The sequence below is a fragment of the Thermoactinomyces sp. DSM 45891 genome (assembly GCF_900119485.1).
In the GTDB taxonomy this organism is placed as follows: domain Bacteria; phylum Bacillota; class Bacilli; order Thermoactinomycetales; family Thermoactinomycetaceae; genus Baia.
In genome coordinates this window covers 462206-486532 of the sequence record NZ_FPJZ01000001.1, presented here as the reverse complement: position 1 = coordinate 486532, position 24327 = coordinate 462206, and the positions used below count along the sequence as shown (strand labels likewise).

Below are 24327 nucleotides of genomic sequence, written 5' to 3'. Positions count from 1 at the left end.
GTGTTTGTAGATCAGGTCAAGATTTATGTAAAAGGCGGAGATGGCGGTCGTGGGCAAGTTGCCTTTCGTCGTGAAAAATATGTCCCGAATGGTGGACCAGCTGGTGGCGACGGAGGTAACGGTGGCGATATCATCTTCCGAGTAGACGAAGGTCTGCGTACATTGATGGATTTTCGTTACCAACGTCACTTTAAGGCCGAACCAGGCGAACCAGGACGTAGTAAGGCACAGCATGGGGCAAGTGCAGATGATAAAATTGTAAGGGTGCCTCCAGGTACTGTAGTGCGAGATGCCGAAACAGGAGAGTTGATTGCTGACTTAGTGGCACACGGTCAAGAAGCGGTCATCGTAAAAGGTGGGCGTGGCGGAAAAGGAAATATGCGATTTGCTACGCCAGTCAACCCAGCCCCTGCGATATCGGAAAACGGTGAGCCAGGAGTAGAGCGTTGGATTGAATTAGAATTGAAGCTACTTGCTGATATTGGACTAGTTGGCTACCCAAGTGTTGGGAAATCCACGATGCTTTCTGTCGTTTCTGCCGCTCGTCCGAAAATTGGAGCTTATCACTTTACCACGATTGCTCCTAACTTAGGAGTGGTTCAGGTAGAAGATGGTCGTAGTTTTGTCATGGCAGACCTCCCGGGTTTGATCGAAGGGGCTCATGAGGGAGTTGGACTCGGACACCAATTCTTACGCCATGTGGAGCGTACGAAAGTGATCATCCATGTGATTGATATGGCAGGCTCAGAAGGTAGAGATCCATACGAAGATTACCTGCAAATTAATAAAGAGCTAGTTCTATATAATCAGGATCTGGAAAAGCGCCCACAGATCATCGCGGCGAATAAGATGGATCTTCCAGATGCGGAGGAGCAGTTGGAGTTTTTCAAGGAGCAGTTAGGCAAAGATGTGCCTATTTTCCCTATTTCTTCTGTGACAAAGAAGGGACTCCGTGAGCTATTGTTTGCCGCTGCTAATCTGTTAGACAAAGTCGAAGAAGAGATTGCCAATCAACCGGAGGAAGTTTCAACTGGACCAGTAGGGCGTAAACTGTATAAATCTGAAGCACCAGAAGTTCCATTTACGATCCGAAGAGAAAATGAAGTTTTTGTTATAGAGGGAACCCAGATTGAAAAATTAATCCTGATGACAAACTTTAATTATCATGACGGACTGATGCGTTTTAGTAAAATTATGAAAGATATGGGTGTGGAAGCCGAGTTGCGGCAACGTGGTGCGGAAGAAGGAAGCACGATTCGAATCGGTGAGATGGAGTTTGAGTTTACGGAAAACCTGGACTACGTTGATTGATTCATAAGGAGATGGGCTATTCCAATGTGGGATAGCCCTTTTTTATCCCCTCTAATCAGAACTATAAACTGCTAATTCTAAAATAATGATATCTTCTGTTAATTATAGCGTTCATTTAGTGTAAAATAGATGTATAGTGTGTGCCTGAATCTCCCTTCAATAGGAAACATATCAAGTGAATAAACTGTTTCCTTTATTCTTTGTACCTTTTGATCAAAGCTAGTAGTAGGGTTTATGGTTGAATTAATCAACTAAAAACTGAATAGTATGGTTATAGCGATTATTATGTTTGATCGGAGGGAGAGCGGATGAACGAGTTACCCCTTTTAATGGATTTTTATGATAAGAAAGCGGTCTCTATGGGCGTTCATGATAAAGGAGCGTTATCTAGAGGCGAAGGTGCGATCTATGAAGGAGTAACTCATTGGTTAATTGCACTTATTTGGTGTGAAAGAAAGCAGGAACGAGGATGGAAGGTATCTGTTTATCCAACTTGCCCTGAGAAACCGTTTTGGTACCGGAGCCCTTTTTTTGAGACGGATGTTCTTCACCCGTTTGAGGTTGCGTTCAAAATATCACAAGTTTTAGTAACTCACTCAAAGCGTGATGTATTAACGAAGAAGTTGTTTGTCCAGGAGATGAATCGTTTATCTCGTATGCAACGAGCCTGATTTCATCCACTCATACCCAATGCGTAAATTGGAGGTAGCCAAATGCTACATATCGTTGTTTGCATCAAGCAGGTTCCAGACAGTAGAGAGATCCGGATCGATCCAGTTACGAATACCTTAATCCGCCAAGGTGTTCCAAGTATCGTAAACTTCTATGATTTACACGGATTAGAGGAAGCGTTGCGGATTAAAGATGAACTAGGAGCACGAGTTACAGTGGTCACAATGGGGCCTCCTCCTGCAGAAAAATCTCTCAAAGAATGTATTTCGCTAGGGGCTGATGAGGCTGTACTGGTCACCGATCGTAAATTTGCAGGAGCAGATACTCTTGCAACATCGTATGTGTTAGCAAAAACATTAGAAAAAGTAGCGGACGAGTGGGGACCCATCGACATGGTGTTCTGTGGAAAGCAGACACTAGATGGTGATACGGGTCAGGTGGGTCCAGGGATTGCATGTCGCTTAGATCTAGAGCAACTTACTTATGTAGGAAAAGTGATCCATGTGGATCCAGAGAAGCGCCGTGTTCGTGTGGAGCGTAAGTTAGAAGACGGGATTGAAGTGGTTGAGACTTCCTTTCCAGTACTGATAACAGCGTTAAAGGAGTTAAACAAAGTTCGAAGAGCTCCTATGCCGGGAATGATTCGGGCGGCGAGATTCAAGCCCACAGTCTGGACAACCAATGACTTTCCTGACATTGAAATCAGCAAGATCGGTTTAAAAGGATCCCCTACCATTGTAAGTAAGACATGGGTTCCGGAGGTTCGGAAAATTGATGGAGAGAAGATCGCAGGTGTTGCTCCCGAGCAAATAGCAGAGCAGCTGATGGAGAAGTTGTGGGGTAGTGAATTAGCTCAGAAACTAGGTTGGGCTTGAAGGAGGAGAAACGATGTCAACAGAGCAAAACAATGAGCAGATGCCGGATTGGTCTCAGTATCGTGGAGTTCTTGTTTTTGTAGAGCAACGAAATGGAATTGCGAAGAAAGTATCTTGGCAGTTGCTTGGTGCTGGAAAAAAATTAGCAGACAAGTTGGAAGTTCCTTTAATGGCATTTGTCATTGGCGATGAAGTGGGGCACCTAGCAGAGGAGGCTATCTATTACGGAGCAGATCGTGTTTTCCTTTGCCAAGGTTCCGAACTTCGGGACTATCGTACTAGGCCTTATAGCCGCATTACCCTAAAGCTGATCGAAGAGCATAAGCCTGAGATTTGCCTATTTGGAGCTACAGGAACTGGGAGAGATTTGGCTGGAGCGATCGCTACTCATCTTCCGACTGGATTAACTGCTGATACGACTGAATTGGATGTGGAGCCGCATCCATCCCGGCTTCTATTGGCAAGTCGTCCGGCTTTTTCAGAGAAAATGATGGCTACGATTCTGTGTAAACAATATCGACCTCAGATGGCAACAGCTCGGGCAGGAGTCTTTCAATCCTTACCACGTGATCCGGAAAGGAAGGGGGAGATTGTCCTCATTGCCAACCCAACAGAAGGAGAGCAGATTGCGACAGAAGTCGTTAACTTTATTGAGCAAACTGGCACTGTTAACTTAGAAGAAGCAGAGATCATCGTGGCAGGAGGACGTGGGCTGGGAGGGGTTGAACCATTCCGTCTATTGAAAGAGCTGGCTGATGAGTTAGGCGGGCAGGTGGGAGCGAGTCGTGCTTGTGTGGATGCGGGTTGGATTGCTCATGAACATCAAGTTGGCCAGACGGGATATACCGTGCGACCGAAGTTATACTTCGCGATTGGAATCTCCGGAGCAGTGCAACATACAGTAGGAATGGCTGGGTCGGATGTGATCATTGCGATTAACAAGGATGAAAATGCACCTATTTTTCAATTTGCTCACTATGGCATCGTTGGGGATTTGTTTCAAATGGTTCCTGCGATCACCGCAGAGGTAAAAAAGAGAAAAGCGGCAAAAGAAGATCCCACTATGGCTTTCAAAGTCTAATCAGAATCAGAAGTAGTAGGATTTCGAGATAAGAAGCGGAGGAGTGGTCGCAAGTGAACGAAAAATTTGATGCGATTGTAGTGGGGGCGGGGCCAGGAGGTACAGCAGCAGCTCTTACGATGGCGAGAGCTGGGCTTAGTGTTGTGTTGCTCGAACGTGGTGAATTCCCAGGGGCTAAGAATATTTTTGGTGGCGTTTTATATCGGAAACAGGTTGAAGAGTTGGTTCCAGAATTTTGGAAAGAACGAAATTTCCCTATGGAGCGTAATATTATTGAGCAACGAATTTGGATGATGGGCAAAGAGTCTATGGTTACTTTTGGTCACCGAAATGAGGCATATAAAGATCCGTATAATTGCTTTACAGGATTACGGGTTAAATTTGACCAATGGTTTGCTAATAAAGCAGTAGAGGCAGGAGCTCTGCCGATCTATCAAACTGTGGCATTGGATGTGATTCGAGAGGGAAACCGAGTGATTGGAGTAAAGACGGACAGGGATGATGGAGATTTATATGCGGATGTAGTCGTCATCGCAGATGGAGTAAATTCCTTACTAGGAAAAGCCTTAGGTGTCCATAGGGAGTGGAAAACAGACGAAGTCTCCCTTGCTGTAAAAGAAATTATCGCGCTTCCGAGTGAGAAGATTCAAGATCGCTTTCAGGTTGAGGGAAACGAAGGGGTTACCATCGAGTTTATGGGCGAAACATCACTGGGGATGGCTGGGATGGGTTTCTTGTATACCAACAAAGAAACCATTTCGCTTGGCGTAGGGGTGATGGTAGATCATCTGCGTGATAAGCGAATGAAACCCTATCAAATCTTGGAATCCGTCAAGCAACATCCGATGATTCGAAAGTTGATTCAAGGTGGAGAGACGTTGGAATACTCAGGTCACTTGATCCCAGAAGGAGGTTATTACTCTGTACCCCCATTGTCGGGAGATGGATGGTGTTTGGTAGGGGATGCTGCCCAATTGGTTAACTTTGTTCACCGCGAAGGTACGAACTTAGCTATGTCGTCAGGTCGTTTGGCAGGAGAAGCCATTATAGCCGCCAAGACAAGAGAGGATTTCTCAGCTAGTAGTCTTCGTATGTACGATGAGTCAGTAAAGTCATCATTCATCATGAAGGATTTACAGAAGTATAAGGGGATGCATCAGCTTTTAAAAGAGGAAGACCCCGAATTGTTATTTAGCAGGTTGCCGAGGGCACTAAATGATGCGGCATATAATATGTTTTTAGTAGATGGAGTACCGAAAGCGGAGAAGCAGAAGTATGCGGTTCGGAGAGTAAAGGAAGCGGCTGGTGGGATGATCAATTTATTAAAATTAGGATATAAGGGCTGGAGGTCGATGAACGGATGAGTCAAAATCTTTCGGATAAATTGTATACGATTCGTTTTAAATGCGATGATGTTTCGCATCTGACAATCAAAGAAACTGATGTTTGTGTCGACTGCACGACGAAGGATTGCAACTTTTTTTGTCCGGCTGATGTGTATGACTGGGACCCTAGTCAGAAGATCACGACGGTTGCTTATGAGAACTGTATTGAGTGTGGGACGTGTCGGATTGCTTGTCCAGCTTATAATATTGAGTGGGTGTATCCGCAGGGTGGATATGGGATGAGTTATAAGTTAGGATAGGGCAGTGTTAGGGGACCAAGCTCTTGTTATTTTGAGGGCTTGGTTTATTTAGATGGAGTGAGATAGGGACATGTATCTGACCACAGCTCCAATAGTGAGCCTGCGAGTGAAGTGGAGCTGCATTCTCCGATTCACTCGCAAAAAACGCTTAGACGATCCTATTGTCACAGGACTATGCTAAACGGGCTCTACTCTTAATCGCAGTGATTGATTAGATGTAAAAAGAGCATTCGGAAGGCCTATTTATTGCTTAATCCTTGCTTTGTGACAATCTCGTTTAGCAAGTTCTTACACCCTTGTTGGACGAGGTCATAAGTTTCTTGGAAGTTGCCTGTGTACCAAGGATCTGGGACTCCTTCGTAGGTGGTGCCGGGAATGAATTGGATAAATGGATACACGTGTGAATGGGTGGTTTGGGCGATTTTATGTAGGTTCTCTACATTAGATGTGTCCATGCCGATGATCCATTGGAATTGATCGAAATCAATTTTTTTTACTTGGCGCGCGTAGATTCCTTCTGACGAGACACCATATTCCTTTAGTTTCAACATCGTTCCTTGATGGGGTGGTTCACCGATGTGCCAGTCGCCGGTGCCAGCAGAATCGATGTGAATTTTATTTTCGAGGCCTGCTTCGATTACATAATGACGAAATACTGCTTCTGCCATTGGAGAACGACATATGTTTCCCAAGCAGACGAATAGTACAGATACCATAATCTATTGCTCCTTTGATGTGAGAATCGTATGCTTTTATATTACCAAAAAGATTGCCTAGAGCTAAGAGAAACGATAAAATATGTCGAGATAAATTGAATTTGAATAAAATAAACTATCTGGAAAAATGGATGATGATGCTTTTCTAGATTACAATGCATACAAAAATGTAATAAAAGAGGTTATCTTGTGAATAAGAGAGATGATGAAGAGCGCTTTGTATTGGTACGCTATAATCAATTACCTGAAGCGATCCAGAAGACATTGGAAGCAAAACAGCTGGTAGAGACAGGTGAAGCGGATACGGTTCAACAAGCAGTAGCCAGAGTCGAGCTGAGCCGTAGTTCCTACTATAAATATCGAGACTCTATCTTTCCCTTTCAAAGCTTAAACCAAAGCAAGATGGTGACTCTTGTCTTTCTACTAAAAGATCAAGCAGGTGTGTTATCTAATGTATTGAGTTTCCTAGCTGGTACTGGGGTAAACATTCTCACCATCCACCAAACCATTCCTCTTCAAGGGGAAGCGTCAGTTTCGATGTCGGTAGATCTAACTAATTTGGTTTCCGAATTAGAGGATTTAGTGGATCAGCTTCGTGGATTAAAGGGTGTACAGCGGGTGAGTGTCATTGGGGTGGAGTAGGATTTTGAGATCGGTAGTATATTGTCTCTGTCTCGTAAGCATGGGTTCTAGAGGATCTGATATTGCGTAATTCGGCAATTGATTCAATGTTCTAGATGTTCCTTACCCCCTGTGATAGAATGAGAACTGACCAAATTCCTTACATAAAATGGATTCGTTTCACGAATGATTGATCACAACCCTTTGCCATGTTGAATGATGGTAATCGTAATAAAACGATAGATGAGCGCGATGATGCGTTGTAGAAAGAATAGTTAGTCAAGGAGGAGAACGTGTGGAAGCAACCTTAGAGATGATTCTCAATAGTTTTCAGGATATGAAAAGAAGTATTGATAAGCGCTTTGATGAAGTGGAGACTCGTCTAGATAAGATGGAGACTCGTCTAGATAAGATGGACACTCGTCTAGATAAGATGGGCACTCGATTGGATCGCCTAGAAGAAAAGGTCGATACCATTGCTAAGGTAAGTTACATCATTCAAGAACAAGTTATCCGAAACAGTGAAGACATTTCCGCATTGAAACTAAATATGAAAGAGGATTTTACTGTTATGAAGGATGATCTCGATTTCTTAAAGGATCTGCATTATGAGAAATCGAAGGAGATTGATCGGAGATTTTGGGCATTGCAATCGAGGAAAAAGCAGGAGGAAGCTAGTTCGAATAGTTGAACAAGCATGTCCTATGGTTTATGAATTTCACCCTTGTTAAAAAGGAGTCGGCTAGATTATCTACCGCTCCTTTTACTTTCATTAAGAATTAGTTCAATTTATTAATGACATGAATATGTCCGTCTACCTCATTAATCTTATATTTTGAGTTATCGAATGATATCACTTCATACTCTGGGCTTGCTACATATTTATAAGCGGCCATTTTTGCCTGGGCAGTGATGAAAAGCTTCCCTTTTGTGATAACTGCAGAGTTCACGTTAAAATGATATAACGCACCTTGGGTACCAAGTGATAGGTATACATATGTTTTTTTGTCGTGATTCACCATGGTGATAGCCTTGCTTGTTACGTCTACTTGGCTTGTAACTTCTTGAGGTAGAGTGGAGATGTTCTCTACTTGAAACGAAGCATCTTCCCATCCACCTTGAATATTTTTTTCGAATCCAGCGGCTACAGTAGTAGTTGGAGCGACAAATCCTGTCCCTATGATGAAAGCACTACAAGTAATGATCCCAGCTACGAAACGTTTCCCTTTCATTCTTGACAACCCCTTATTCTGTTCCTAATATACAAACAATCTCATTGTAACACAAATACATTTATTGTAAACATTTGTAATAAATTTTTTGTATTAAGTTAATAATTTAATTATGAATATTAAATCAATAATGGGTTTGGGATAGAGTATACTAGGAAGTGAGTAGGCAGTGGTATAATATTTTATAAAAATGTGCCATGGTATAAAAGGAGAAATAGTGGATGAAGAAAGTACTGATTTTGGGTGCGAGTGGACTTGTAGGGCGAGCTCTCATGAATGAGTTAGTGGATGGATTTGATGTATACGGTACATATACTTCTAACGTTACGAGCCTTCCTCAAGATAAACAATTCTCATTAGAAGTTCAGCATATCGATAAGATGCGGGAGGTCATAGGTACGGTTAAACCGGACATTGTGATTTCCTGTTTACGAGGTGATTATGATCATCAACTTACGTTTCACGAGGAATTGGCTAAGAGTATAAGAAATCAACAAACGAAAGTGTACTACTTTTCAACAACCAATGTATTTGATGGAGATTTTTCGAGACCTTATACAGAAGCAGATACCCCGATAGCTGAATCGGAGTATGGGAAGTTCAAAATGAAATGTGAGAGTATGCTTCAAGAAATGTTGGGTGAGAGGACTATTACGATTCGAATTCCGATGATATGGGGGAAGGACTCACCAAGGCTGAATCAAATTAAGGAGAGTTTGAAAGATCAAAAAGGCATGGAAGTATTTAGTAATCTGGTTTGTAATCATCATCTAGATGTTTTATTGGCTAAGCAAGTGCGATTTATGATCGAACATGACTTGAGAGGGGTATTCCACTTAGCCTCTATAGATCGAATGACGCAAAGTCAGTTTTATGAGCAGATCTTAGATCAGTTAGAAGGTGAGAAGAGTACATTGCAGAATCGTCTATTTCTAGATAAAGAGAACATGGCTTACTTTCAGATAGAATCTAATCGTGAGGATATTCCTAAATCACTACAATATACAAATCAAGATATTATTTGGTCCTTATTTCAATAAAAATGAAAAGTTAACAGGATCTCATCCATAAAGAGGTCCTGTTAACTAGCAAATACATGCCCAGAAAGTTATTTAATAATAGGCTTGTCTAGTAAGAAATCGTTGTGAGTAAATCATACAGCTACTTCACCGCGTGTTGCTGAGCAAGTGATTGCAGTAGATCCGCCGTCTGCTGAACTGGATTTGCTTCTTGCATCGATTGACTCATTGCTAGAAGGTTTACTCGAACAGTCTCTGACTGACTTACTCTATCTACAGACTCTCTCAATTGTTCTGGGGTAACTTGATCAGGTTGGATGGACTCGCCGAGGCCCAGTTGGGTAAGACGTTCGGCAACAAGTGGCTGATCGGATGATTGCGGAATAGCAACCGTAGGAACACCAAACCATAGAGCCTCCATGATCGAATTCATCCCTCCGTGAGATATGAAGACGTCAGCATGTTTAAGGACTTCTAGCTGGGGAACAAAGGGCCGAATCATGAAGTTTTGAGGGGTGGAACCTAGTTCTTCTATACTGGTTCTAGGTCCGACATTTAAGATCACTTGCCAATGCGTGTCTCCAAAGGCTTCAAAACAGTTTTGATAAAAATCGACATTACTTAAGATCGTTCCGAGTGAGATGTAGAGTATAGGTCGCGAGCTAAGACTCTCTAAGGGAATGTCGGATGGAACATGTCGATTGGAGATGAGAGGCCCAACAAATGCATAACGATGGTCGAAGAGCTCTGCATCATATTGAAACTGTTTTGGGGTCGATACGATATTTAGCTTTTCGGCAACAGTAAACAAATGCAAGATTTGCTTTTCTTCTGGCAGAAAATATTGATCAACCCATTTTTGTAGGGTGGTGGCTTCTTTGTGAAATGCAAAGCTGCTATAAAAGGTCGCCGCAGGTAGATCGAGGGTGTAAATAATCTCTTTTCCCCAAACACACATCGGATCGTAGACCGCTACATCGGCTTTTTCGGCCTTTACTTGATCTATTAATTCGTGGGCTTTCAGTCGGGCTTCGTTCATATATTGGGTCATCAAGTGGATAGGGGGTTTCGTAATAGACTGAAGTGCTTCCGGGTGCTCTTTTTGGAAGTAGTGTAAGGGATTGAAAATAGGGTCAACTACTTGGATCTCTGCCCCTGATTTCTTGACCCCATCTGTAAAGTCAGCGGTTGTATAATAAACTACCTCATCACCACGTCTCACCAATTCCTCAGCTACTGTTAGTGTAGGATTCATATGTCCAAATGCTGGCATTATAAAGAATAGATATTTCATATGCATTTCCCCATTCTGTTTATAAAAATTTTCATTCAATTTAATTTTACTAAAACCCTGATACAACATCTACATTTAGAGAAAATCTACTATATATTTATATTTACAAGAAAATATATACATAAACAAAAAAATATAGTATTATTGAAAATGCTGTTTTTATAACATATATAAAGAGGAATGATGATTTTGAAGAATAAAATTCTAGTTATTTTATTTGCACTAACTGTTATGAGTGGCTGTTCTTTCGTCAAAGATAAAGTGAACGAAACGAAAATTCTTGATGATATGAACAAAACGGTTGCTAATCAAAATAAAAATATTGATTTATCAATTAAAGCAGCTGAACAAATTGAACAGCTTGCTACTAACATGGAAAGCTCTCCTAACGGATTATCTGATGCAAAACGTAAAGAGGCATTGTCGCTTTTGGAAAATGCTGTTAAGGATGTAAAAGCCTATAGCGAAGGTGCGAAGAAGATTCATGATGGAATGCCTCAGTTGAAGGAGTTAGCTACCAAATTTCAAGACGCGGAGACCAAAAAATTAGCAGAGCAATTTGTTGTTGATTTTGAGAAAGGCATGAAAACAGAAATCGAAGTCAGTGCGGCGCAAGGACAGTTTGTAGGAGTGTTTGGTAAGTTTCTAAAGGACTCAACTGATAAGAATGCAACAGAACTTGAAAATGCTGAGTCGAAATTCAACAATGCCCTTAAACAACAAGAAAAAGACATAACACAATTCAATCAATCTTGGAAAAAATTTGTAGAAAAAGCTGGTAGTAAAGTGGAGGAAAGTAAATAAAACTGTAGCTCAAATCCATAACCCACTACAATATAAAACAGTCCTGTTTGATCTAGATAATAGACCAAACAGGACTGTTTTGTTTACACTCACAACCGTACACCCATCACGCCAGTACATCACGTCTCGAAAACGTTACAAATGCGATAATCAGTGCTACCACGGACCAGGCCCCGAGCACGCCGATGGAGAGTGGTAGTGTCATTCCCTCGATGAGAATAGGGCGACCGGAGAGATAGTCGGTTAAACGGAGTTGGGTGAAGGCAAAGTATTTAATAGCTCCCCATGTAGGAGAGAGTTGCATGAGTAAATTTCCTGAGATGACGGCCGCGAGCATAATGCCCATACCAGATGCGGTGCTTCGTACCAAAACGGATACCATGAAGGAAACGGTTGCAACGGTTATGCAAGCGAGCCAAGAGAGACCATATGCCATCAGGAGATACTTCCATTGTGGGATGAGATGGACGAACTCTGTTAATAACGCTCCGTTTTTCTCTTGGAATCCCGATAGTACTGGGAGATCCCAACCCCCATATCCAAAGATAACCCCAGAGAGCAGGTAGCTTAATATGGCTGTACTAAGTACGATGAAGGAAGTGGCAAAGAGTAGGGAGATGTATTTGCTCAGTAGTACTTTCCAGCGCCGAACCGGTCTTGTAAGGAGTAGTTTGATCGTTCCGCTAGAGTGTTCAGAAGAAACCAGATCGGCTGCAATGATAACGACCAGTAACGGGAGAAAGAGAGAGACAGATTCCTCGACGAATTTTCGCATAAACGTAGGAGCGCCGGGAGCAGTTGGGTTGATATCATTTTTTAGATAATACTCTTGTTGCTGGATATTCAGTTTGATAAATGCTTTCCATTCTTCGGGTAATCGGCTGGATGTTAAGCGATTTTGTTGATCGATGATCTGCTGCTTTAGGACAACTTTCCAGTCGCTTGTTCCAATTTGCTTAGCCGCTCTTTCAAGTGTCTGTGCCTGAGCATATGTAAAAATCGGAATCAGGATCACTAAGATCCCTAGAATGACCCAAAGTCGCTTTTTCCGAACCATTTTTAACATTTCATTATAGACGAGTCCAATCATGGTTTGGTTCCGCCCCCTGTCAGTTGTAAAAATAAGTCCTCCAGTGTAGCTTGTACAGGACGAATTCCCGTTACTTTTATCTGCTTCGCTGTAAGTTGCTCATTCGCTTCAGCAATGCGGTCTATAGGCATATACACATACAGGTATTCTTCTGTCTGTTCGATGGGACGGACAAAGGGTAGTTCTTGTAGGGCGTCTGCACCTGAGGGAAGTGGGTCTAATTTCCACTCGATGCGGGTTTCTTCTTCATGGACAAGTTCATGTACAGGTCCGGTGTACACGATTTTCCCTTTGTTGATAATAGCTACTCGATCACACATTAGCTGTATTTCATGCAAGATATGGCTGGAGATAAAGACACTAATTCCTTGTTCGTGGACTAGCTTGCGAATAAAAGCCCGTAATTCACGAATGCCAGCAGGATCAAGCCCGTTAGTGGGTTCATCGAGAATGAGGATCTTAGGGGAACCCAGTAATGCTTGTGCGATTCCAAGGCGTTGCCGCATTCCGAGTGAATACGTTTTTACCAGTTCATCAATCCGCTCATCTAATTCTACGAGGTGAACAATCTCGTTGATCCGATTGGCTGTAATGCCAGTCATCATACGGGCAAAGTGCTCTAGGTTTTCACGGCCTGTAAGATACGGGTAAAGCTCCGGGTTTTCCACGATACAGCCTATCTGGGAGATGGCTTCGATAAATTGGTCTTGCAAGGGGTATCCTCCGATTCGGATCGTTCCCTCTGTTGGGCGGATGAGCCCAACTAACATACGGATGGTTGTGGTTTTCCCCGCGCCATTTGGCCCTAGAAATCCAAAAATTTCTCCTTTTTCGACCTCAAATGTAATGTCCTCCACGATTTTTCGTTTTCCAATGCGCTTGCTTAGCTTCTTGACTTCGAGTACTGGGGAAGTTTGGTTCATTTTGTCTCCATCCCTTCTTGGTCGATTACCAGCTGAGTGAGGCGATTTGCTATGCGCTGATATCCGTATTGATTTGGATGAAAGTGATCTGTGAAAAGATATCGTTTTGGTTCTAATTGAAATAAATCGTATGTAGGAATAAAAACAACGCGATCATACTTTGCGATTACTTGTTGTGCCGTTTGGTTCCATTGCGCAACGAATTCATTGGTTTGCTTGGCTTCGGATAAATCTCCGAACGGATTGTATAAACCAAAAACGAAGATCGTTGCTTTGGAATTCTGTTTGCGAATATCCTTCAAAATGAAGTCAATGTTTTCCTGATACGTAAGGCGTGCTTTTTCGACCGTTTCAGGATCGGTATTTTCAAGGCGACCACTTCCTCGAAACAGATCGTTTCCACCAATGGTGAGGGGGATGATCTCGGCACTTTTTAGCAAGTTAGCTGTTTCGGGTTGTGAGATCTGTTTACGAAGATCGGTCGAAGTGGCACCACTAACGCTTAAATTGACAAGGCTGACTTCAGATTTGCTTGATTTTTGTAGTTGCTCTCGAAAAAGTTGGATGTACCCTTTTCCGCTATCGTCCCCAATTCCTCGAGTAAGAGAATCGCCTAGGCTGACGATTCGTCCGACAGTAGGACTGCTTGGAGAGACTGCTTTTTGTGAAGCAGACTGTTGCAGATTAGATGTTTGAGGCCTAAAAAGCTCAATGAGAGACATGATGGAACCAATCAATAGGATGGAGAATGAGGCGATTGCGACGGCAAAGATACTAATCCACCTCAGGCGATGATTAGAATGCATACGTTATCCTCCTAAATATAGATTCGTTACTAACTTTAGTTTTACATATTATCCTTGAAAAATGAATATATTTTCTTGAATGATTGTCTGTCAATGTTGTATGGCAACTAATAGCCCATAGGCGCATAGGATAGAATAATCCATTTGCAATAGAGGAGGTACCGGGTTTGAAAATTCATATTGTACGTCCTGGAGAACAGTTATGGGACTTGGTACAAAAGTATAATGTTCCGTTAGAGCGAGTACTAGAAGCAAACCCCAACATTATGGAGCCAGAACAGTTAGAAGTAGGTAGTAAGGTACGAATCCCATCTGGGCGAGTGCCCGTTTCCCCTGTAAAGAGAGATTATCTAAAAGAAAAAACGGGTCGCGAATCATTTAAACCCCAAAAGCCGATTGATCCTCAGTGGCCACTCACAGAACAACCAGTTGGTTCGCCACAAGATCTACAACTAACGATTGCTAAGCCCATTCGAGTTGAGGATGCCCAATTTTACGACCAATATCAAAATGAACCTGCTCGTTATGATGAGTATGACGATTATGATGAATCAAGTGAAGTTCCATTAGATGAATGGGAGTCCTCTTCTATTTATTCCTATCAACCTTCTCACCCTACTCAGTTTGCACCATTTTATCCAACTGAACCCGGATTTTATTCCTATCCGCACCTTTCGCATGCATCTACACCGTATCCAAATTATCCTTGTACTGATTGTGGATCAACTCCGTCTTATCCGCCTCAAGCAGCCATGTCGACACCACCGTATCCGTTTTGGACTCCATACGGAAATCATCAGCCAGCGTACTGGCAACCTGAAATGATGATGAATCAAGTACCTGAGTATGGAAATGAGGCTTTTGAGAGCTCTTCTGCCGAGTTTTAATTCAGATAAAGGAAGGGTTAATATGTCCCAGCCAAGCTTGCGAAAAATGGAACGAGCTCTTCAGACTCGAGTAATCGATATGGAAGAAGGGCAAAAAATATGGCTGATTTATACAAGGGAACAAACATGGGTAGCGAAGCAATGTCGTTCTGCTTATCATCAAGAGTGGTGGAGTCAAGTTGATCGAGAGCTCAGGCATCGTGGGTTTGTTGATATGCCTACGTTTATACACGCTGGAGATGGATTGACTCTAACCACATACATTAACGGAGAAACATGTAGATATCGATATCGCAGAGAAAGTAAGCTCGCATTAGAGCAGTTAGCTCGGTTTCATCAAGCGGGACGTGGATGTACTACGCCGTCTACTCGTCGGACGGCGTTCCTTTTATGGGAGAGACTAGGACAACGTTTAAAGAAGTTTGAAAAGTATCTGCATCAATACGATCGATCGACTAGTAAGACTGATAAATGGATGCGCCTAGCTGGTTACGAGATGTACCAGATGGGCATAAATGCGTGGAATCAGTTATATACTCCTACATTCTATGAGATGAATGAACAATCTCATCTTCATCATCATCTATGCCATCGCGATTTAGCAAGTCATAATTGGATGATGGAAGGGGATCGGGCGTGGTTGATCGATTTCGATACAGCTAGCTATGATGCCCAGTGGGGAGATCTTTGGCAGATTAGCACCCGGATCTTAACAGAGAACCATTGGGATAAAGCGTTATGGATTGAAATGATGGAATGTTATGAACATCATCAACCTTTATCAGATTGGGAGAAATATTTTATCAAATTGATGTATGGCTTTCCTAATGAATTTTTTCGTGAGTCGATAGGAGTGCTGGAAAAGAAGCCTGGTTATCGCCTCGATTATACTGGACCTTACTTGGAAAGAATTATTGATGATATCGAGCGATGGAGGGAGTTTCTCTCGCAATTGCGTTATTGGTAATGGTATGATAAAGGCCAAATCACCCATACATAGTTCGCCTTAGGGAGGCATCTTAGAATGAAAGTTGGATTAGCTCAAATTCGACCACATTTGGGTAATGTGGCCAAAAACATTGAAATTCACAAACAGATGATAAAGCAGGCAAAAGAAGAAGGAGTCGAGTTGCTTATATTTCCGGAGTTAAGCTTAATGGGATATAATCTTCTCGACTTAACTTACGATGTGGCTTGCACTGTGGATAGTGAAGAAGTACAGGAGATTATCTCCGAGTCGAAGGGAATCGATATCGCCTTTGGGATCGTAGAGCGTTCACCCGATCACATCTTGTACAATTCAGCGATTTATGCAAGCTATGGCAATATTCAATACGTACATCGCAAAGTATATCTACCTACATATGGAATGTTTGATGAGGCACGTTATTTTGGCCGAGGCGAAAAGATTCGAGCATTTGACACGAGATTTGGCCGTGTGGGGATGCTGGTCTGTGAAGATATGTGGCATCCATCGGCTCCGTATCTCCTTGCTCAGGATCGAGCAGAGCTTCTGATTGTACTTGCTAATTCTCCAGCACGTGGAGTACACGCTAAAGGGCTGGGAACACAGGACTCGTGGGACTTGATTCTAACGAGCCAAGCTCAATTTTATGGAATGTGTATCGCTTGTACACAGCGTGTAGGAACGGAGGATGGGGTCACCTTTTTTGGTAATTCAACAGCAGTGGATCCATTCGGAGATACATTGGTTCAGGGGCCTCTTTTTGAAGAATCTCTGGTGACGTTTGATGTAGATCTTGATATGGTTCAACGTGCCCGTTTTACGACCCCTATTTTACGTGATGAAAATACAGATCTCGTGGTTCGAGAACTTACTCGAATTCAACAACATCGTAGAGGAGAGTAGGACATGTCTACACAATGGTTAACAGATCAATTAACAGAAGCTCCGTATCTATCCCTCAATGAAGAACTAACCACCCAGATATTGACTACAGCTTTACGTGAAGAAGTGAACAAAGTAGGCTTTCGCCGCGTGATCTTAGGGTTATCAGGAGGAATTGACTCTGCACTCTCGCTTTATTTGGCAGTCAGGGCTTTTGGAGCCGAAAATGTAATTGCAGTGCGGATGCCTTATAAACAGAGTAGCCAAAATAGCTTAGATGATGCTGCGGAAGCGATTCAAGATACAGGAGTACAGTCACTCACTGTGGATATCACACCTCAGATTGATGCTTACTTTGAGAGCTTTCCTGATGCGAGCCCTCTTCGTAGAGGAAATAAAATGGCCCGGGAAAGAATGACGATTCTATATGATTTATCAGCTTACTATGAAGCCCTTGTGGTTGGTACAAGCAATCGCACGGAACTATTGCTTGGGTACGGTACCCAGTATGGAGATTCGGCTTCTGCGATTAACCCGATTGGCGATTTATATAAGACTCAGGTTCGTCAACTTTCTCGCTATTTGGGGGTTCCTAACTCCATCTTATCGAAGCCTCCTAGTGCGGATCTATGGGAAAACCAGACGGATGAAGGGGAGATCGGCTTTTCTTACTTTGACATGGATCGTGTTTTATATCACATGTTAGATTTAAAGTGGGATCGCAAAGCACTTCATAAGCAAGGTTTTTCCGATACCCTCATCAATGCGGTCAACAAGCGAATCATCCGTAACCAATTCAAACGAGTGATGCCCGTTATCCTAAAGGTATCCAATCGCACAGTGGGGATTGATTTCCGTTATCTTCGTGATTGGGGAATGTAATAACGAAAAAACGCCATTCTTTCATACTTGACAGGAATGGCGTTTTTTTTATGGGCAAATTCAAAAAGGATTATGATAGTTGGAATACATCGATTGTACTGTTCGATTGAAATTGCATTGAACCAGTTGGGATTGAGAGTAAAAGTCAAACCTAATTTCGGAATTTGGTTCATTTGGAGTAGTCACGATGAATCCATACGCAGGTATACCCCGCCATGATTCTGTGGAACAAAGTGCGGACACGGTTTCGTCAGCACTTTGTTCCTTTTTTGTTCTTTTTTTAATAAAAAGGCCTATTAAATTTGGTTGTATAATGAAATTACTTGAATGAATAGACGTCAGGATGATTCTGTATATATACAAACTTCACGTAGTATCTGGTGTTCTCAGTGAAAAGGAGGTTAGTGGGTTGTTAAAGAAATTGCTTGCCAGTATACGCGTCGGTGGAATAAAGGTTGATACTACCTTAGAAAAAGGAGAATATCGCCAAGGAGAAATCATCCACGGTCGAGTCCTAATCCAAGGTGGCTCCGTACAACAGGAAATCAATCGTATCCTGTTTCAGCTTAAAGTTCGACTGAGAGCTAGGGGAGCAGGAGTAAGTGGATTTCGGGACTTCTTGTGGCACACACATGAAATAGCAGGCAAAATTACGGTATTACCCAGAGAAATAAAGGAAATTCCGTTTTCCTTTACTCTGCCAGATGTAACACCGATTTCGTTTCCCTACGAAGGCCATTTTTTGTTCGCTAAACCCAAAGCCTCCCCGTATCGTTTTCAGGTATACTTGCAAACAGGAATCGATATCGAAAATTCCATCGATCCGAGTGATCATGATGAAATTCAGATAGCCCCTCATCCGTTTTTGGAAGAAGTACTAAAATCTATGAGTCGTTTAGGGTTTTCAGTGACATCTGTAGAGCCAAATAGCATGGATTATCCAATGGATCGGACGTTTTACCAAGAGTTTCTTTTTGCACAGCATGATATGAAGAATTGGCTTAGTGAAGCATCACTTGTACATCTTGGAAATGGGCATTTTGTATTACGAATTGAAACGCAGAAGCCAGATTATCGCTCCATTATGGAGATGCTAGATGTAAATGAGCGGAAAATCCGCTTCGTGGTTCATGAAGAAGACATAGAAGATAAGGGGATCCACCTGACGGAGTACTTAGCAGAACAAATTCAGTTGATCCAAGATAAGGTAACGAAAGAGTTTTCGTCAAGCGAATGAAAACAGTTCGATTCGGTTACTCTATTCATGCAAGGGGTTCTCATCCAATGTTCTATGAGGGGAGCTGATTGCGATGTCAAGAAGCAATAAACTCGTAGTGCCTGGATCGGCTGCTGCCTTAGGGCAGATGAAACAGTCAATCGCACAGGAATTTGGAGTAGAACTAGGCGCTGATACCACCGCCAGAGCTAATGGTTCTGTAGGTGGAGAGATGACCAAGCGACTCGTCGCCTTGGCTCAGCAACAACTTGCTCGGAATAAATAAAAGCAAAACCCCCCATTACTCGATTTGTAGTGGGGGGTTGCTTTTTAATATTTAAAATTGAGCCCGTAACTTCTTGCGAACCCACCAACGGGTAACCACGCCTTGCTGAGGAGAGAACAGGAAAGCAAGCGCGAACAATCCACCTGCAATCATCGTCATACATCCAGCGATTGACGCATCTAACATGACGGATAGTAAGTAACCACAGATCGAGCAGATGGTACCGATAAGCACACTTAGTCCAAGCATGACTCTAAGACGTTCCGTTAGTAGATAGGCAGTGGCGGCGGGGACGATAAGCATCGCTACCACGAGGATTGCACCCACACTTTCAAAGGAAGCAACGGTTGTGATTGAAACAAGTCCCATGAGCAGGTAATGGAAAAATGCTACGGGTATACCGATAGCCATCGCTAAGGCTGGATCAAAGGATGTAAGTTTAAACTGTTTGTAAAATAATCTAACAATGATCAGGCTAAGCAAGAAGGCTGATCCTGCTCCCCACATCGCTCGTGGCCCCATATCGACTCCATTCCAAGTCCATGTATCATAAGGGACATATGCAATCTCACCGTAGAGCACACAATCTAAATCTAAGTCCACTTGTTGTGTAAAGAGGGAGATCAAGATGATCCCGATAGCGAAGAGTGCCGTAAAACTAACCGACATCGCGGCATCAGCCTGTACGCCTTGATTTCGCAAAAGTTGAATGATAATGGTACAAAGGAGTCCGAAGACTGCTGCACCGATAAACATTGGGAAGGGATCCCGGCTTCCTGAGACAAGAAACGCGATGACGATTCCTGGAAGAATGGAGTGACTAATGGCATCCCCTAACATCGCCATGCGACGTAGGATTAAGAAACAACCTAGAAACGCACAGGAAGAAGCGATGAGGGCGCCAGTCAGGATAATCCATATACTACTCATAACTCCATCCCTGCCCCTCTGGTTGAATGATAGATTTTAGCTTGATCTTCTTTTGAAATGTGTTTTTGTAGGTAGGACTGAAGTTGTGCTCGAAGGGATTCAGGTAAGTCAGATAATCGCTCGATATCCTGAATGAAACAGTCCGTCTCAATATCCTCATACATATGCCACATCTCCATATAAAGTCTAAGCAAGGCTGTGTCACTTGCTTCTTTCCAGCTAGCACTCGAAAGAGTGAAAGTATCTGGAGAGCTCTCTGTGACTTGCCCGCCTCGCTTTTTCCGTTTGATCCAGCGGCGGATTTGGGCGGTAGATAGGTTGGATTGATCCGATAAAGCAGTTAGAGTAACGGTTTGATTTCCTAGTTGATTCCATGCTACATAGATCTGCTCTTGGCGTACTTTTTGCCGAGTTTGAATGAGACGCAACCACTTTGCAATCATGCCTCTTTTCGGTGCGCATAGCATTGAGACAAAGAACAAAAGGGTGACCGCCAAGACAATAAGGGGTCCAGTAGATAACTTAGTTGCAACTGAACTAAGGATCGTTCCGACTAATCCAGATAGGGCCCCTGTGCAGGCAGAGATGAGTATCATGTGATCTAATCGTTCCGTCCAATACCTAGCTGTTGCGGCAGGCGTAATCAAAAGAGATGCCATTAATACCACTCCTGCCGCCTGTAGGCCAATTACCACGGCAACTACTAGGAGCAACATCAGGAAGAAATCAAGTCCTACCATAGGGAACCCTAGACTTTTTCCGTAGTTTGCATCAAAACATAAGAGCTTTAATTCCTTGAAAAATAGAGAAGATAAAAGGATTAAAACCAAGGCAATGGAACCCATCATCGCTACGTCTGCTCCAACTAAAGATGCAGATTGACCAAACAAAAACTTATCTAGTCCAGCTTGGTTACCAAAATCACTGTGTTGAATTTGTGTTAACAAGACGATGCCAAATCCAAAAAAGGTAGATAAGACCAATCCTAAGGCAGTATCTTCTTTAATCTTAGAAAATCGGGTAATCCAGCTAAGAAAGAGAGAAGCTAATAGGCCTGTTAATGTGGCTCCGATCAAAAGCCAAAATGGATTTTTCGATCCAGTAAACAAGAATGCCAAACAGATTCCAGGAAGTGCTGCGTGGGCAAGTACATCGCCCATCAATCCACGCTTTCGTAAAAAGGCAAAACTTCCTAATACGCCGCTACTTATTCCAAGTAAGGTCGTTCCAGCAAGAACCCATAAAGCATTGGCATCACGAAAAAGTTCTAACACCCGTTAGCCCCCCTTATTTGGTAGATAGCAAATCATTTGTTTGTGGTAGGATGGCGAGGCGTCCTCCATATGTTTTTTGTAGGTTTGCGGTTGTAAACACTTCGCTGGTAGGACCTGATTCAATCAGGCGAAGATTTAACAACATCACAGAGTCGAAGTACTCGGAGACGGTCTGGAGGTCATGGTGTACCACGAAAACGGTTTTTTTCTGCCCTTTTAATTCGTGTAAGACTTGAACAATTGCTTTTTCTGTTGCCGCATCGACTCCTACAAATGGTTCGTCCATAAAATAGATCTGAGCTTCTTGAGCAAGAGCACGAGCGAGAAAAACGCGTTGTTGCTGTCCGCCGGATAGTTGGCTAATTTGTCGCTTCGCAAACGACTCCATTCCTACTTTTCGCAGTGCTTCTAATGCACGATCTTTATGCTCGGACTTCGGTCTGCGGAACCATCCAAGCTGTCCATATAACCCCATCAATACGACATCTAACGCATTGGTAGGAAAGTCCCAATCAACGGACTCTCTTTGTGGGACGTATCCTACTAATTTTCGTTGCTGTGTATAGGGCTTTCCATAAATAGAAACTTCTCCTCCTGCTAGTGGAAGGAGTCCAAGCGCCGCCTTAATCAAGGTTGATTTACCCGCGCCGTTTGGTCCGATAATGCCAATACATTCTCCCTCTGGAGACTGGTAGGTAATATTGCGTAAAACGGGCTTCCGATGATAGGCGACTGATACATTTTCGATCGAAAGAGGCGGAGTTTTATTTGTCATAGTATTCCCTCCTAGGTGCTATTTTAAAGAATTCACTATTTTTGCGACATTGGCTTGCACCATTCCGATATAGGTTCCTTCTGGTGTACCTGCTTTACCCATCGCATCTGAGTAGAGTTCGCCGCCAATTTTTACTTCATGTCCTTTTTGTTTGGAGCCTTCAACCACTGCTTCAATCGATTTTTTAGGAACACTTGATTCAACGAACACGGCTTTAATCTTTCGTTTGGAAATGAGATCAACCATGTTTTGAACATCTTTCAATCCATATTCAGCTGCAGTACTAATCCCCTGTAAGCCAACCACTTCGATTCCGTATGCTTTTCCAAAGTAACTAAATGCATCGTGTGCGGTGACAAGCACGCGTTGTTCCTTAGGTACGCTGTTTACTTGTTTCTTCACGTCTTCATCCAGCTGCTTTAGCTTAGCTAGGTAATCAGCGGCTTGTTTTTCATAGTCTGCTTTATGACTAGGGTCTTGTTTGATCAAGGTATCACGAACTACTTCGGTAGCAGACATCCATAGTTGTACGTCAAACCAGATGTGTGGGTCGTGTAAGTTTGCACCAATCTCGAGAAGTTTCGCTCGATCGATCTTATCGGATATAGCCGTTACAGGCTTGTTTTTACCAATTTTGCTTAAAACATCGGTCATTTTTCCTTCAAGATGAAGTCCATTATAGAAGATGAGATGGGATTGATCTAGTTTCCGAATATCGCCTTGTGACGCTTTATAGAGATGGGGATCTACCCCAGTACCCATCAATGCAGATACTTCGGTATGGGTTCCTCCCACATTTTTTACGATATCGGCGATCATGCCGGTAGTCGTGGTAACTTGTATTTTGTTGCTCTCTGATTTTGAAAGTGATTGATTACATCCTACTAATAAAGTGAAGCATAGGGCACTAATAAGTAGGATACGAAAAAATTTGTGAATCATGGGAGTTCCTCCTAATTCATTTGGTTACATATGTTTGCTCAACCTATAAAAAATGCTAGTCCTCAAATCTATTTGATATAGTCATAAATTTTTCCCTAAGGCAAAATTTAATTAGCTCTATTCTGTCATCTCCATATGCTTCTGTCAATGATCATTGCATACATTTATCAAAGAATTGTCGAATTCAATGCTGTAGAAAGAAAGGATATATGTTAGGATGGACGATATTATAGAAGCTAAATGAACTAAGCGGAAATCATGGACTTAGAGATTTAGAGAGGGGTGAAAGGGTGAAAATAGCACGCTCGATAGGGGCCATCCTGCTAGGTGGAGTATTTTTAACAGGTTGTACGAATTTTGTAGGGGCAGCAGAATCCAATCTGATTCCCGTGAAGGACTTATCTCATGAAAAATTACTAGCCGTGTCGGAGAGAACATTACCAGCGGTGAAAATGACGACAAATGACAAGTTACTTGCTGAAATGAATACGCTTCGTTCTAAATTAGTGATTAGTCAGGGCTCATCTTTGCATAAGCAAGTTGCCTTTACGTTTGATGATGGTCCGGATACTCATTTTACGAATCAAGTTTTGGATATCTTAAAAAAAGAAAAGGTACCTGCTACCTTTTTTGTCTGTGGAAACAATGTAAAAGCACATCCAGATGTAGTGAAGCGAATAGATGAAGAAGGTCATTCTGTTGGAAATCACTCGTGGAACCATCCACAGTTAACGAAAAAAGATCAAGCGACCATTAATCAACAGATTACGAGTACGAATGATGCTATTAAAAGCGCCATTGGGAAAACACCTACTTTATTCCGCCCTCCGTACGGTGCATTTAATCTAGGCGTTCGGGATAAGGTGCAACAGTTAAATATGAAAGTGATTTTGTGGAGCGTGGATACATTAGATTGGAATCATAAATCAAAAGATCAAATAATGGAAGCTTATCATAAAGAGTTCAAGCCTGGTGGAATCATTCTTCAACATAGCTCTGGAAATGAAGGTCTCAAGGAAACGGTAAAAGCTTTGCCAGAAATGATTCGTGACCTAAAGAGTAAAGGCTATAGTTTTGTGACAGTAGATAAGCTTATCGGTGTAGAGGCATATCAATAGTGTATAATCCCAACGCCTTTTTAAAAAACGCAATTCACTTCAGGATACCTTGAAGGATTGCGTTTTTTAAATTTTTCAT

General features: G+C 42.5%; 27 protein-coding genes. 17 read left to right on the top strand and 10 right to left on the bottom strand.

Annotated elements, in window-relative coordinates:
* The 6 genes from obgE (at position 1) to BT147_RS02425 (ending at position 5584) form a co-directional block, all read left to right on the top strand.
* Positions 1-1311, top strand: a complete 1311-nt coding sequence (gene obgE / locus BT147_RS02450; RefSeq protein WP_072330537.1) for a GTPase ObgE — start codon at positions 1-3, stop codon at positions 1309-1311.
* Positions 1312-1619: 308 nt separating this feature from the next.
* A complete protein-coding gene (locus tag BT147_RS02445) occupies positions 1620-1982 on the top strand; it encodes a hypothetical protein (protein ID WP_072330535.1) in 363 nt (120 codons plus the stop codon).
* 42 nt (positions 1983-2024) lie between these two features.
* On the top strand, positions 2025-2858 hold the full coding sequence (locus tag BT147_RS02440; RefSeq protein WP_072330533.1) for an electron transfer flavoprotein subunit beta/FixA family protein: 834 nt from the start codon (positions 2025-2027) through the stop codon (positions 2856-2858).
* 13 nt (positions 2859-2871) lie between these two features.
* Positions 2872-3939: an electron transfer flavoprotein subunit alpha/FixB family protein gene (locus BT147_RS02435; RefSeq protein ID WP_143187883.1), complete on the top strand. Its 1068-nt coding sequence runs from the start codon at positions 2872-2874 to the stop codon at positions 3937-3939.
* Between the two features lie 53 nt (positions 3940-3992).
* Positions 3993-5303, top strand: a complete 1311-nt coding sequence (locus BT147_RS02430) for an FAD-dependent oxidoreductase (RefSeq protein WP_072330531.1) — start codon at positions 3993-3995, stop codon at positions 5301-5303.
* Positions 5300-5584 (top strand): ferredoxin family protein, encoded by a 285-nt coding sequence (locus BT147_RS02425; protein WP_072330529.1) that lies wholly within the window; start codon positions 5300-5302, stop codon positions 5582-5584. The genes BT147_RS02430 and BT147_RS02425 overlap by 4 nt, the downstream gene beginning before the upstream one ends.
* Before the next feature lie 239 nt (positions 5585-5823).
* On the opposite strand, the gene BT147_RS02420 is transcribed toward BT147_RS02425, so the two are convergent.
* A complete protein-coding gene (locus BT147_RS02420) occupies positions 5824-6300 on the bottom strand; it encodes a low molecular weight protein-tyrosine-phosphatase (RefSeq protein WP_072330527.1) in 477 nt (158 codons plus the stop codon).
* Between the two features lie 189 nt (positions 6301-6489).
* Between BT147_RS02420 and BT147_RS02415 the strand changes: the two genes are divergently transcribed.
* Complete coding sequence (locus BT147_RS02415) at positions 6490-6942, top strand: ACT domain-containing protein (protein WP_072330525.1); 453 nt, start codon at positions 6490-6492, stop codon at positions 6940-6942.
* Between the two features lie 274 nt (positions 6943-7216).
* A complete protein-coding gene (locus tag BT147_RS02410; protein WP_072330523.1) occupies positions 7217-7612 on the top strand; it encodes a DNA recombination RmuC family protein in 396 nt (131 codons plus the stop codon).
* An 88-nt stretch (positions 7613-7700) separates the two neighbouring features.
* On the opposite strand, the gene BT147_RS02405 is transcribed toward BT147_RS02410, so the two are convergent.
* On the bottom strand, positions 7701-8153 hold the full coding sequence (locus tag BT147_RS02405) for a hypothetical protein (protein WP_072330521.1): 453 nt from the start codon (positions 8151-8153) through the stop codon (positions 7701-7703).
* A gap of 221 nt (positions 8154-8374) precedes the next feature.
* On the opposite strand from BT147_RS02405, the gene BT147_RS02400 reads away from it, so the two are divergent.
* A complete protein-coding gene (locus BT147_RS02400; RefSeq protein ID WP_072330519.1) occupies positions 8375-9193 on the top strand; it encodes a sugar nucleotide-binding protein in 819 nt (272 codons plus the stop codon).
* Between the two features lie 121 nt (positions 9194-9314).
* On the opposite strand, the gene BT147_RS02395 is transcribed toward BT147_RS02400, so the two are convergent.
* Positions 9315-10466, bottom strand: coding sequence for a nucleotide disphospho-sugar-binding domain-containing protein (locus BT147_RS02395; protein ID WP_072330517.1), 1152 nt, complete (start codon positions 10464-10466; stop codon positions 9315-9317).
* A gap of 189 nt (positions 10467-10655) precedes the next feature.
* Between BT147_RS02395 and BT147_RS02390 the strand changes: the two genes are divergently transcribed.
* Positions 10656-11270: a hypothetical protein gene (locus tag BT147_RS02390; RefSeq protein WP_143187882.1), complete on the top strand. Its 615-nt coding sequence runs from the start codon at positions 10656-10658 to the stop codon at positions 11268-11270.
* 106 nt (positions 11271-11376) lie between these two features.
* Here the strand turns inward: BT147_RS02390 and BT147_RS02385 are convergent, their stop codons facing one another.
* The 3 genes from BT147_RS02385 to BT147_RS02375 are packed head-to-tail and all read right to left on the bottom strand — an operon-like array spanning position 11377 to position 14089.
* Positions 11377-12360 carry a DUF2705 family protein gene (locus BT147_RS02385; protein WP_072330513.1) on the bottom strand — a complete coding sequence of 328 codons (984 nt, stop codon included), beginning with the start codon at positions 12358-12360 and terminating at the stop codon, positions 11377-11379.
* Positions 12357-13283 (bottom strand): ABC transporter ATP-binding protein, encoded by a 927-nt coding sequence (locus BT147_RS02380; protein ID WP_072330511.1) that lies wholly within the window; start codon positions 13281-13283, stop codon positions 12357-12359. The genes BT147_RS02385 and BT147_RS02380 overlap by 4 nt, the downstream gene beginning before the upstream one ends.
* On the bottom strand, positions 13280-14089 hold the full coding sequence (locus BT147_RS02375) for an SGNH/GDSL hydrolase family protein (RefSeq protein ID WP_072330509.1): 810 nt from the start codon (positions 14087-14089) through the stop codon (positions 13280-13282). Before BT147_RS02375 ends, BT147_RS02380 begins: the two co-directional genes overlap by 4 nt.
* A 167-nt stretch (positions 14090-14256) precedes the next feature.
* On the opposite strand from BT147_RS02375, the gene BT147_RS02370 reads away from it, so the two are divergent.
* The 6 genes from BT147_RS02370 (at position 14257) to BT147_RS02345 (ending at position 19209) form a co-directional block, all read left to right on the top strand.
* Complete coding sequence (locus BT147_RS02370) at positions 14257-14976, top strand: LysM peptidoglycan-binding domain-containing protein (protein ID WP_072330507.1); 720 nt, start codon at positions 14257-14259, stop codon at positions 14974-14976.
* A 22-nt stretch (positions 14977-14998) separates the two neighbouring features.
* On the top strand, positions 14999-15943 hold the full coding sequence (locus tag BT147_RS02365; RefSeq protein WP_072330505.1) for a phosphotransferase: 945 nt from the start codon (positions 14999-15001) through the stop codon (positions 15941-15943).
* 57 nt (positions 15944-16000) lie between these two features.
* Entirely contained in the window at positions 16001-16846 is an 846-nt protein-coding gene (locus BT147_RS02360; RefSeq protein ID WP_072330503.1) for a nitrilase-related carbon-nitrogen hydrolase, read from the top strand.
* 3 nt (positions 16847-16849) lie between these two features.
* Positions 16850-17707 (top strand): NAD+ synthase, encoded by an 858-nt coding sequence (locus BT147_RS02355; protein WP_072330501.1) that lies wholly within the window; start codon positions 16850-16852, stop codon positions 17705-17707.
* A gap of 409 nt (positions 17708-18116) precedes the next feature.
* Positions 18117-18944, top strand: coding sequence for a sporulation protein (locus BT147_RS02350; RefSeq protein WP_072330499.1), 828 nt, complete (start codon positions 18117-18119; stop codon positions 18942-18944).
* Positions 18945-19017: 73 nt separating this feature from the next.
* Positions 19018-19209: an alpha/beta-type small acid-soluble spore protein gene (locus BT147_RS02345; RefSeq protein WP_072330497.1), complete on the top strand. Its 192-nt coding sequence runs from the start codon at positions 19018-19020 to the stop codon at positions 19207-19209.
* 51 nt (positions 19210-19260) lie between these two features.
* On the opposite strand, the gene BT147_RS02340 is transcribed toward BT147_RS02345, so the two are convergent.
* From BT147_RS02340 to BT147_RS02325, 4 genes are read right to left on the bottom strand one after another with little or no spacing between them, the layout of a single operon-like run.
* The gene (locus BT147_RS02340; RefSeq protein WP_072330495.1) at positions 19261-20139 is read right to left on the bottom strand and encodes a metal ABC transporter permease; all 879 of its coding nucleotides are present in this window, start codon (positions 20137-20139) and stop codon (positions 19261-19263) included.
* The gene (locus tag BT147_RS02335; protein WP_072330493.1) at positions 20136-21413 is read right to left on the bottom strand and encodes a metal ABC transporter permease; all 1278 of its coding nucleotides are present in this window, start codon (positions 21411-21413) and stop codon (positions 20136-20138) included. The genes BT147_RS02340 and BT147_RS02335 overlap by 4 nt, the downstream gene beginning before the upstream one ends.
* 13 nt (positions 21414-21426) lie before the next feature.
* Positions 21427-22188, bottom strand: coding sequence for a metal ABC transporter ATP-binding protein (locus BT147_RS02330; protein WP_072330491.1), 762 nt, complete (start codon positions 22186-22188; stop codon positions 21427-21429).
* A gap of 18 nt (positions 22189-22206) precedes the next feature.
* On the bottom strand, positions 22207-23130 hold the full coding sequence (locus BT147_RS02325) for a metal ABC transporter solute-binding protein, Zn/Mn family (RefSeq protein ID WP_072330489.1): 924 nt from the start codon (positions 23128-23130) through the stop codon (positions 22207-22209).
* Between the two features lie 290 nt (positions 23131-23420).
* Between BT147_RS02325 and BT147_RS02320 the strand changes: the two genes are divergently transcribed.
* Complete coding sequence (locus tag BT147_RS02320; RefSeq protein ID WP_083426295.1) at positions 23421-24248, top strand: polysaccharide deacetylase family protein; 828 nt, start codon at positions 23421-23423, stop codon at positions 24246-24248.
* Positions 24249-24327 lie beyond the last annotated feature (79 nt).

Bases quoted from the DNA above. Each gene is read 5' to 3' on its own strand.
- BT147_RS02445 (WP_072330535.1), top strand. From the start codon at position 1,620: ATGAACGAGTTACCCCTTTTAATGGATTTTTATGATAAGAAAGCGGTC.
- BT147_RS02440 (WP_072330533.1), top strand. From the start codon at position 2,025: ATGCTACATATCGTTGTTTGCATCAAGCAGGTTCCAGACAGTAGAGAG.
- BT147_RS02435 (WP_143187883.1), top strand. From the start codon at position 2,872: ATGTCAACAGAGCAAAACAATGAGCAGATGCCGGATTGGTCTCAGTAT.
- BT147_RS02425 (WP_072330529.1), top strand. From the start codon at position 5,300: ATGAGTCAAAATCTTTCGGATAAATTGTATACGATTCGTTTTAAATGC.
- BT147_RS02420 (WP_072330527.1), bottom strand. From the start codon at position 6,300: ATGGTATCTGTACTATTCGTCTGCTTGGGAAACATATGTCGTTCTCCA.
- BT147_RS02405 (WP_072330521.1), bottom strand. From the start codon at position 8,153: ATGAAAGGGAAACGTTTCGTAGCTGGGATCATTACTTGTAGTGCTTTC.
- BT147_RS02400 (WP_072330519.1), top strand. From the start codon at position 8,375: ATGAAGAAAGTACTGATTTTGGGTGCGAGTGGACTTGTAGGGCGAGCT.
- BT147_RS02395 (WP_072330517.1), bottom strand. From the start codon at position 10,466: ATGAAATATCTATTCTTTATAATGCCAGCATTTGGACATATGAATCCT.
- BT147_RS02385 (WP_072330513.1), bottom strand. From the start codon at position 12,360: ATGATTGGACTCGTCTATAATGAAATGTTAAAAATGGTTCGGAAAAAG.
- BT147_RS02380 (WP_072330511.1), bottom strand. From the start codon at position 13,283: ATGAACCAAACTTCCCCAGTACTCGAAGTCAAGAAGCTAAGCAAGCGC.
- BT147_RS02375 (WP_072330509.1), bottom strand. From the start codon at position 14,089: ATGCATTCTAATCATCGCCTGAGGTGGATTAGTATCTTTGCCGTCGCA.
- BT147_RS02365 (WP_072330505.1), top strand. From the start codon at position 14,999: ATGTCCCAGCCAAGCTTGCGAAAAATGGAACGAGCTCTTCAGACTCGA.
- BT147_RS02360 (WP_072330503.1), top strand. From the start codon at position 16,001: ATGAAAGTTGGATTAGCTCAAATTCGACCACATTTGGGTAATGTGGCC.
- BT147_RS02355 (WP_072330501.1), top strand. From the start codon at position 16,850: ATGTCTACACAATGGTTAACAGATCAATTAACAGAAGCTCCGTATCTA.
- BT147_RS02345 (WP_072330497.1), top strand. From the start codon at position 19,018: ATGTCAAGAAGCAATAAACTCGTAGTGCCTGGATCGGCTGCTGCCTTA.
- BT147_RS02340 (WP_072330495.1), bottom strand. From the start codon at position 20,139: ATGAGTAGTATATGGATTATCCTGACTGGCGCCCTCATCGCTTCTTCC.
- BT147_RS02330 (WP_072330491.1), bottom strand. From the start codon at position 22,188: ATGACAAATAAAACTCCGCCTCTTTCGATCGAAAATGTATCAGTCGCC.
- BT147_RS02325 (WP_072330489.1), bottom strand. From the start codon at position 23,130: ATGATTCACAAATTTTTTCGTATCCTACTTATTAGTGCCCTATGCTTC.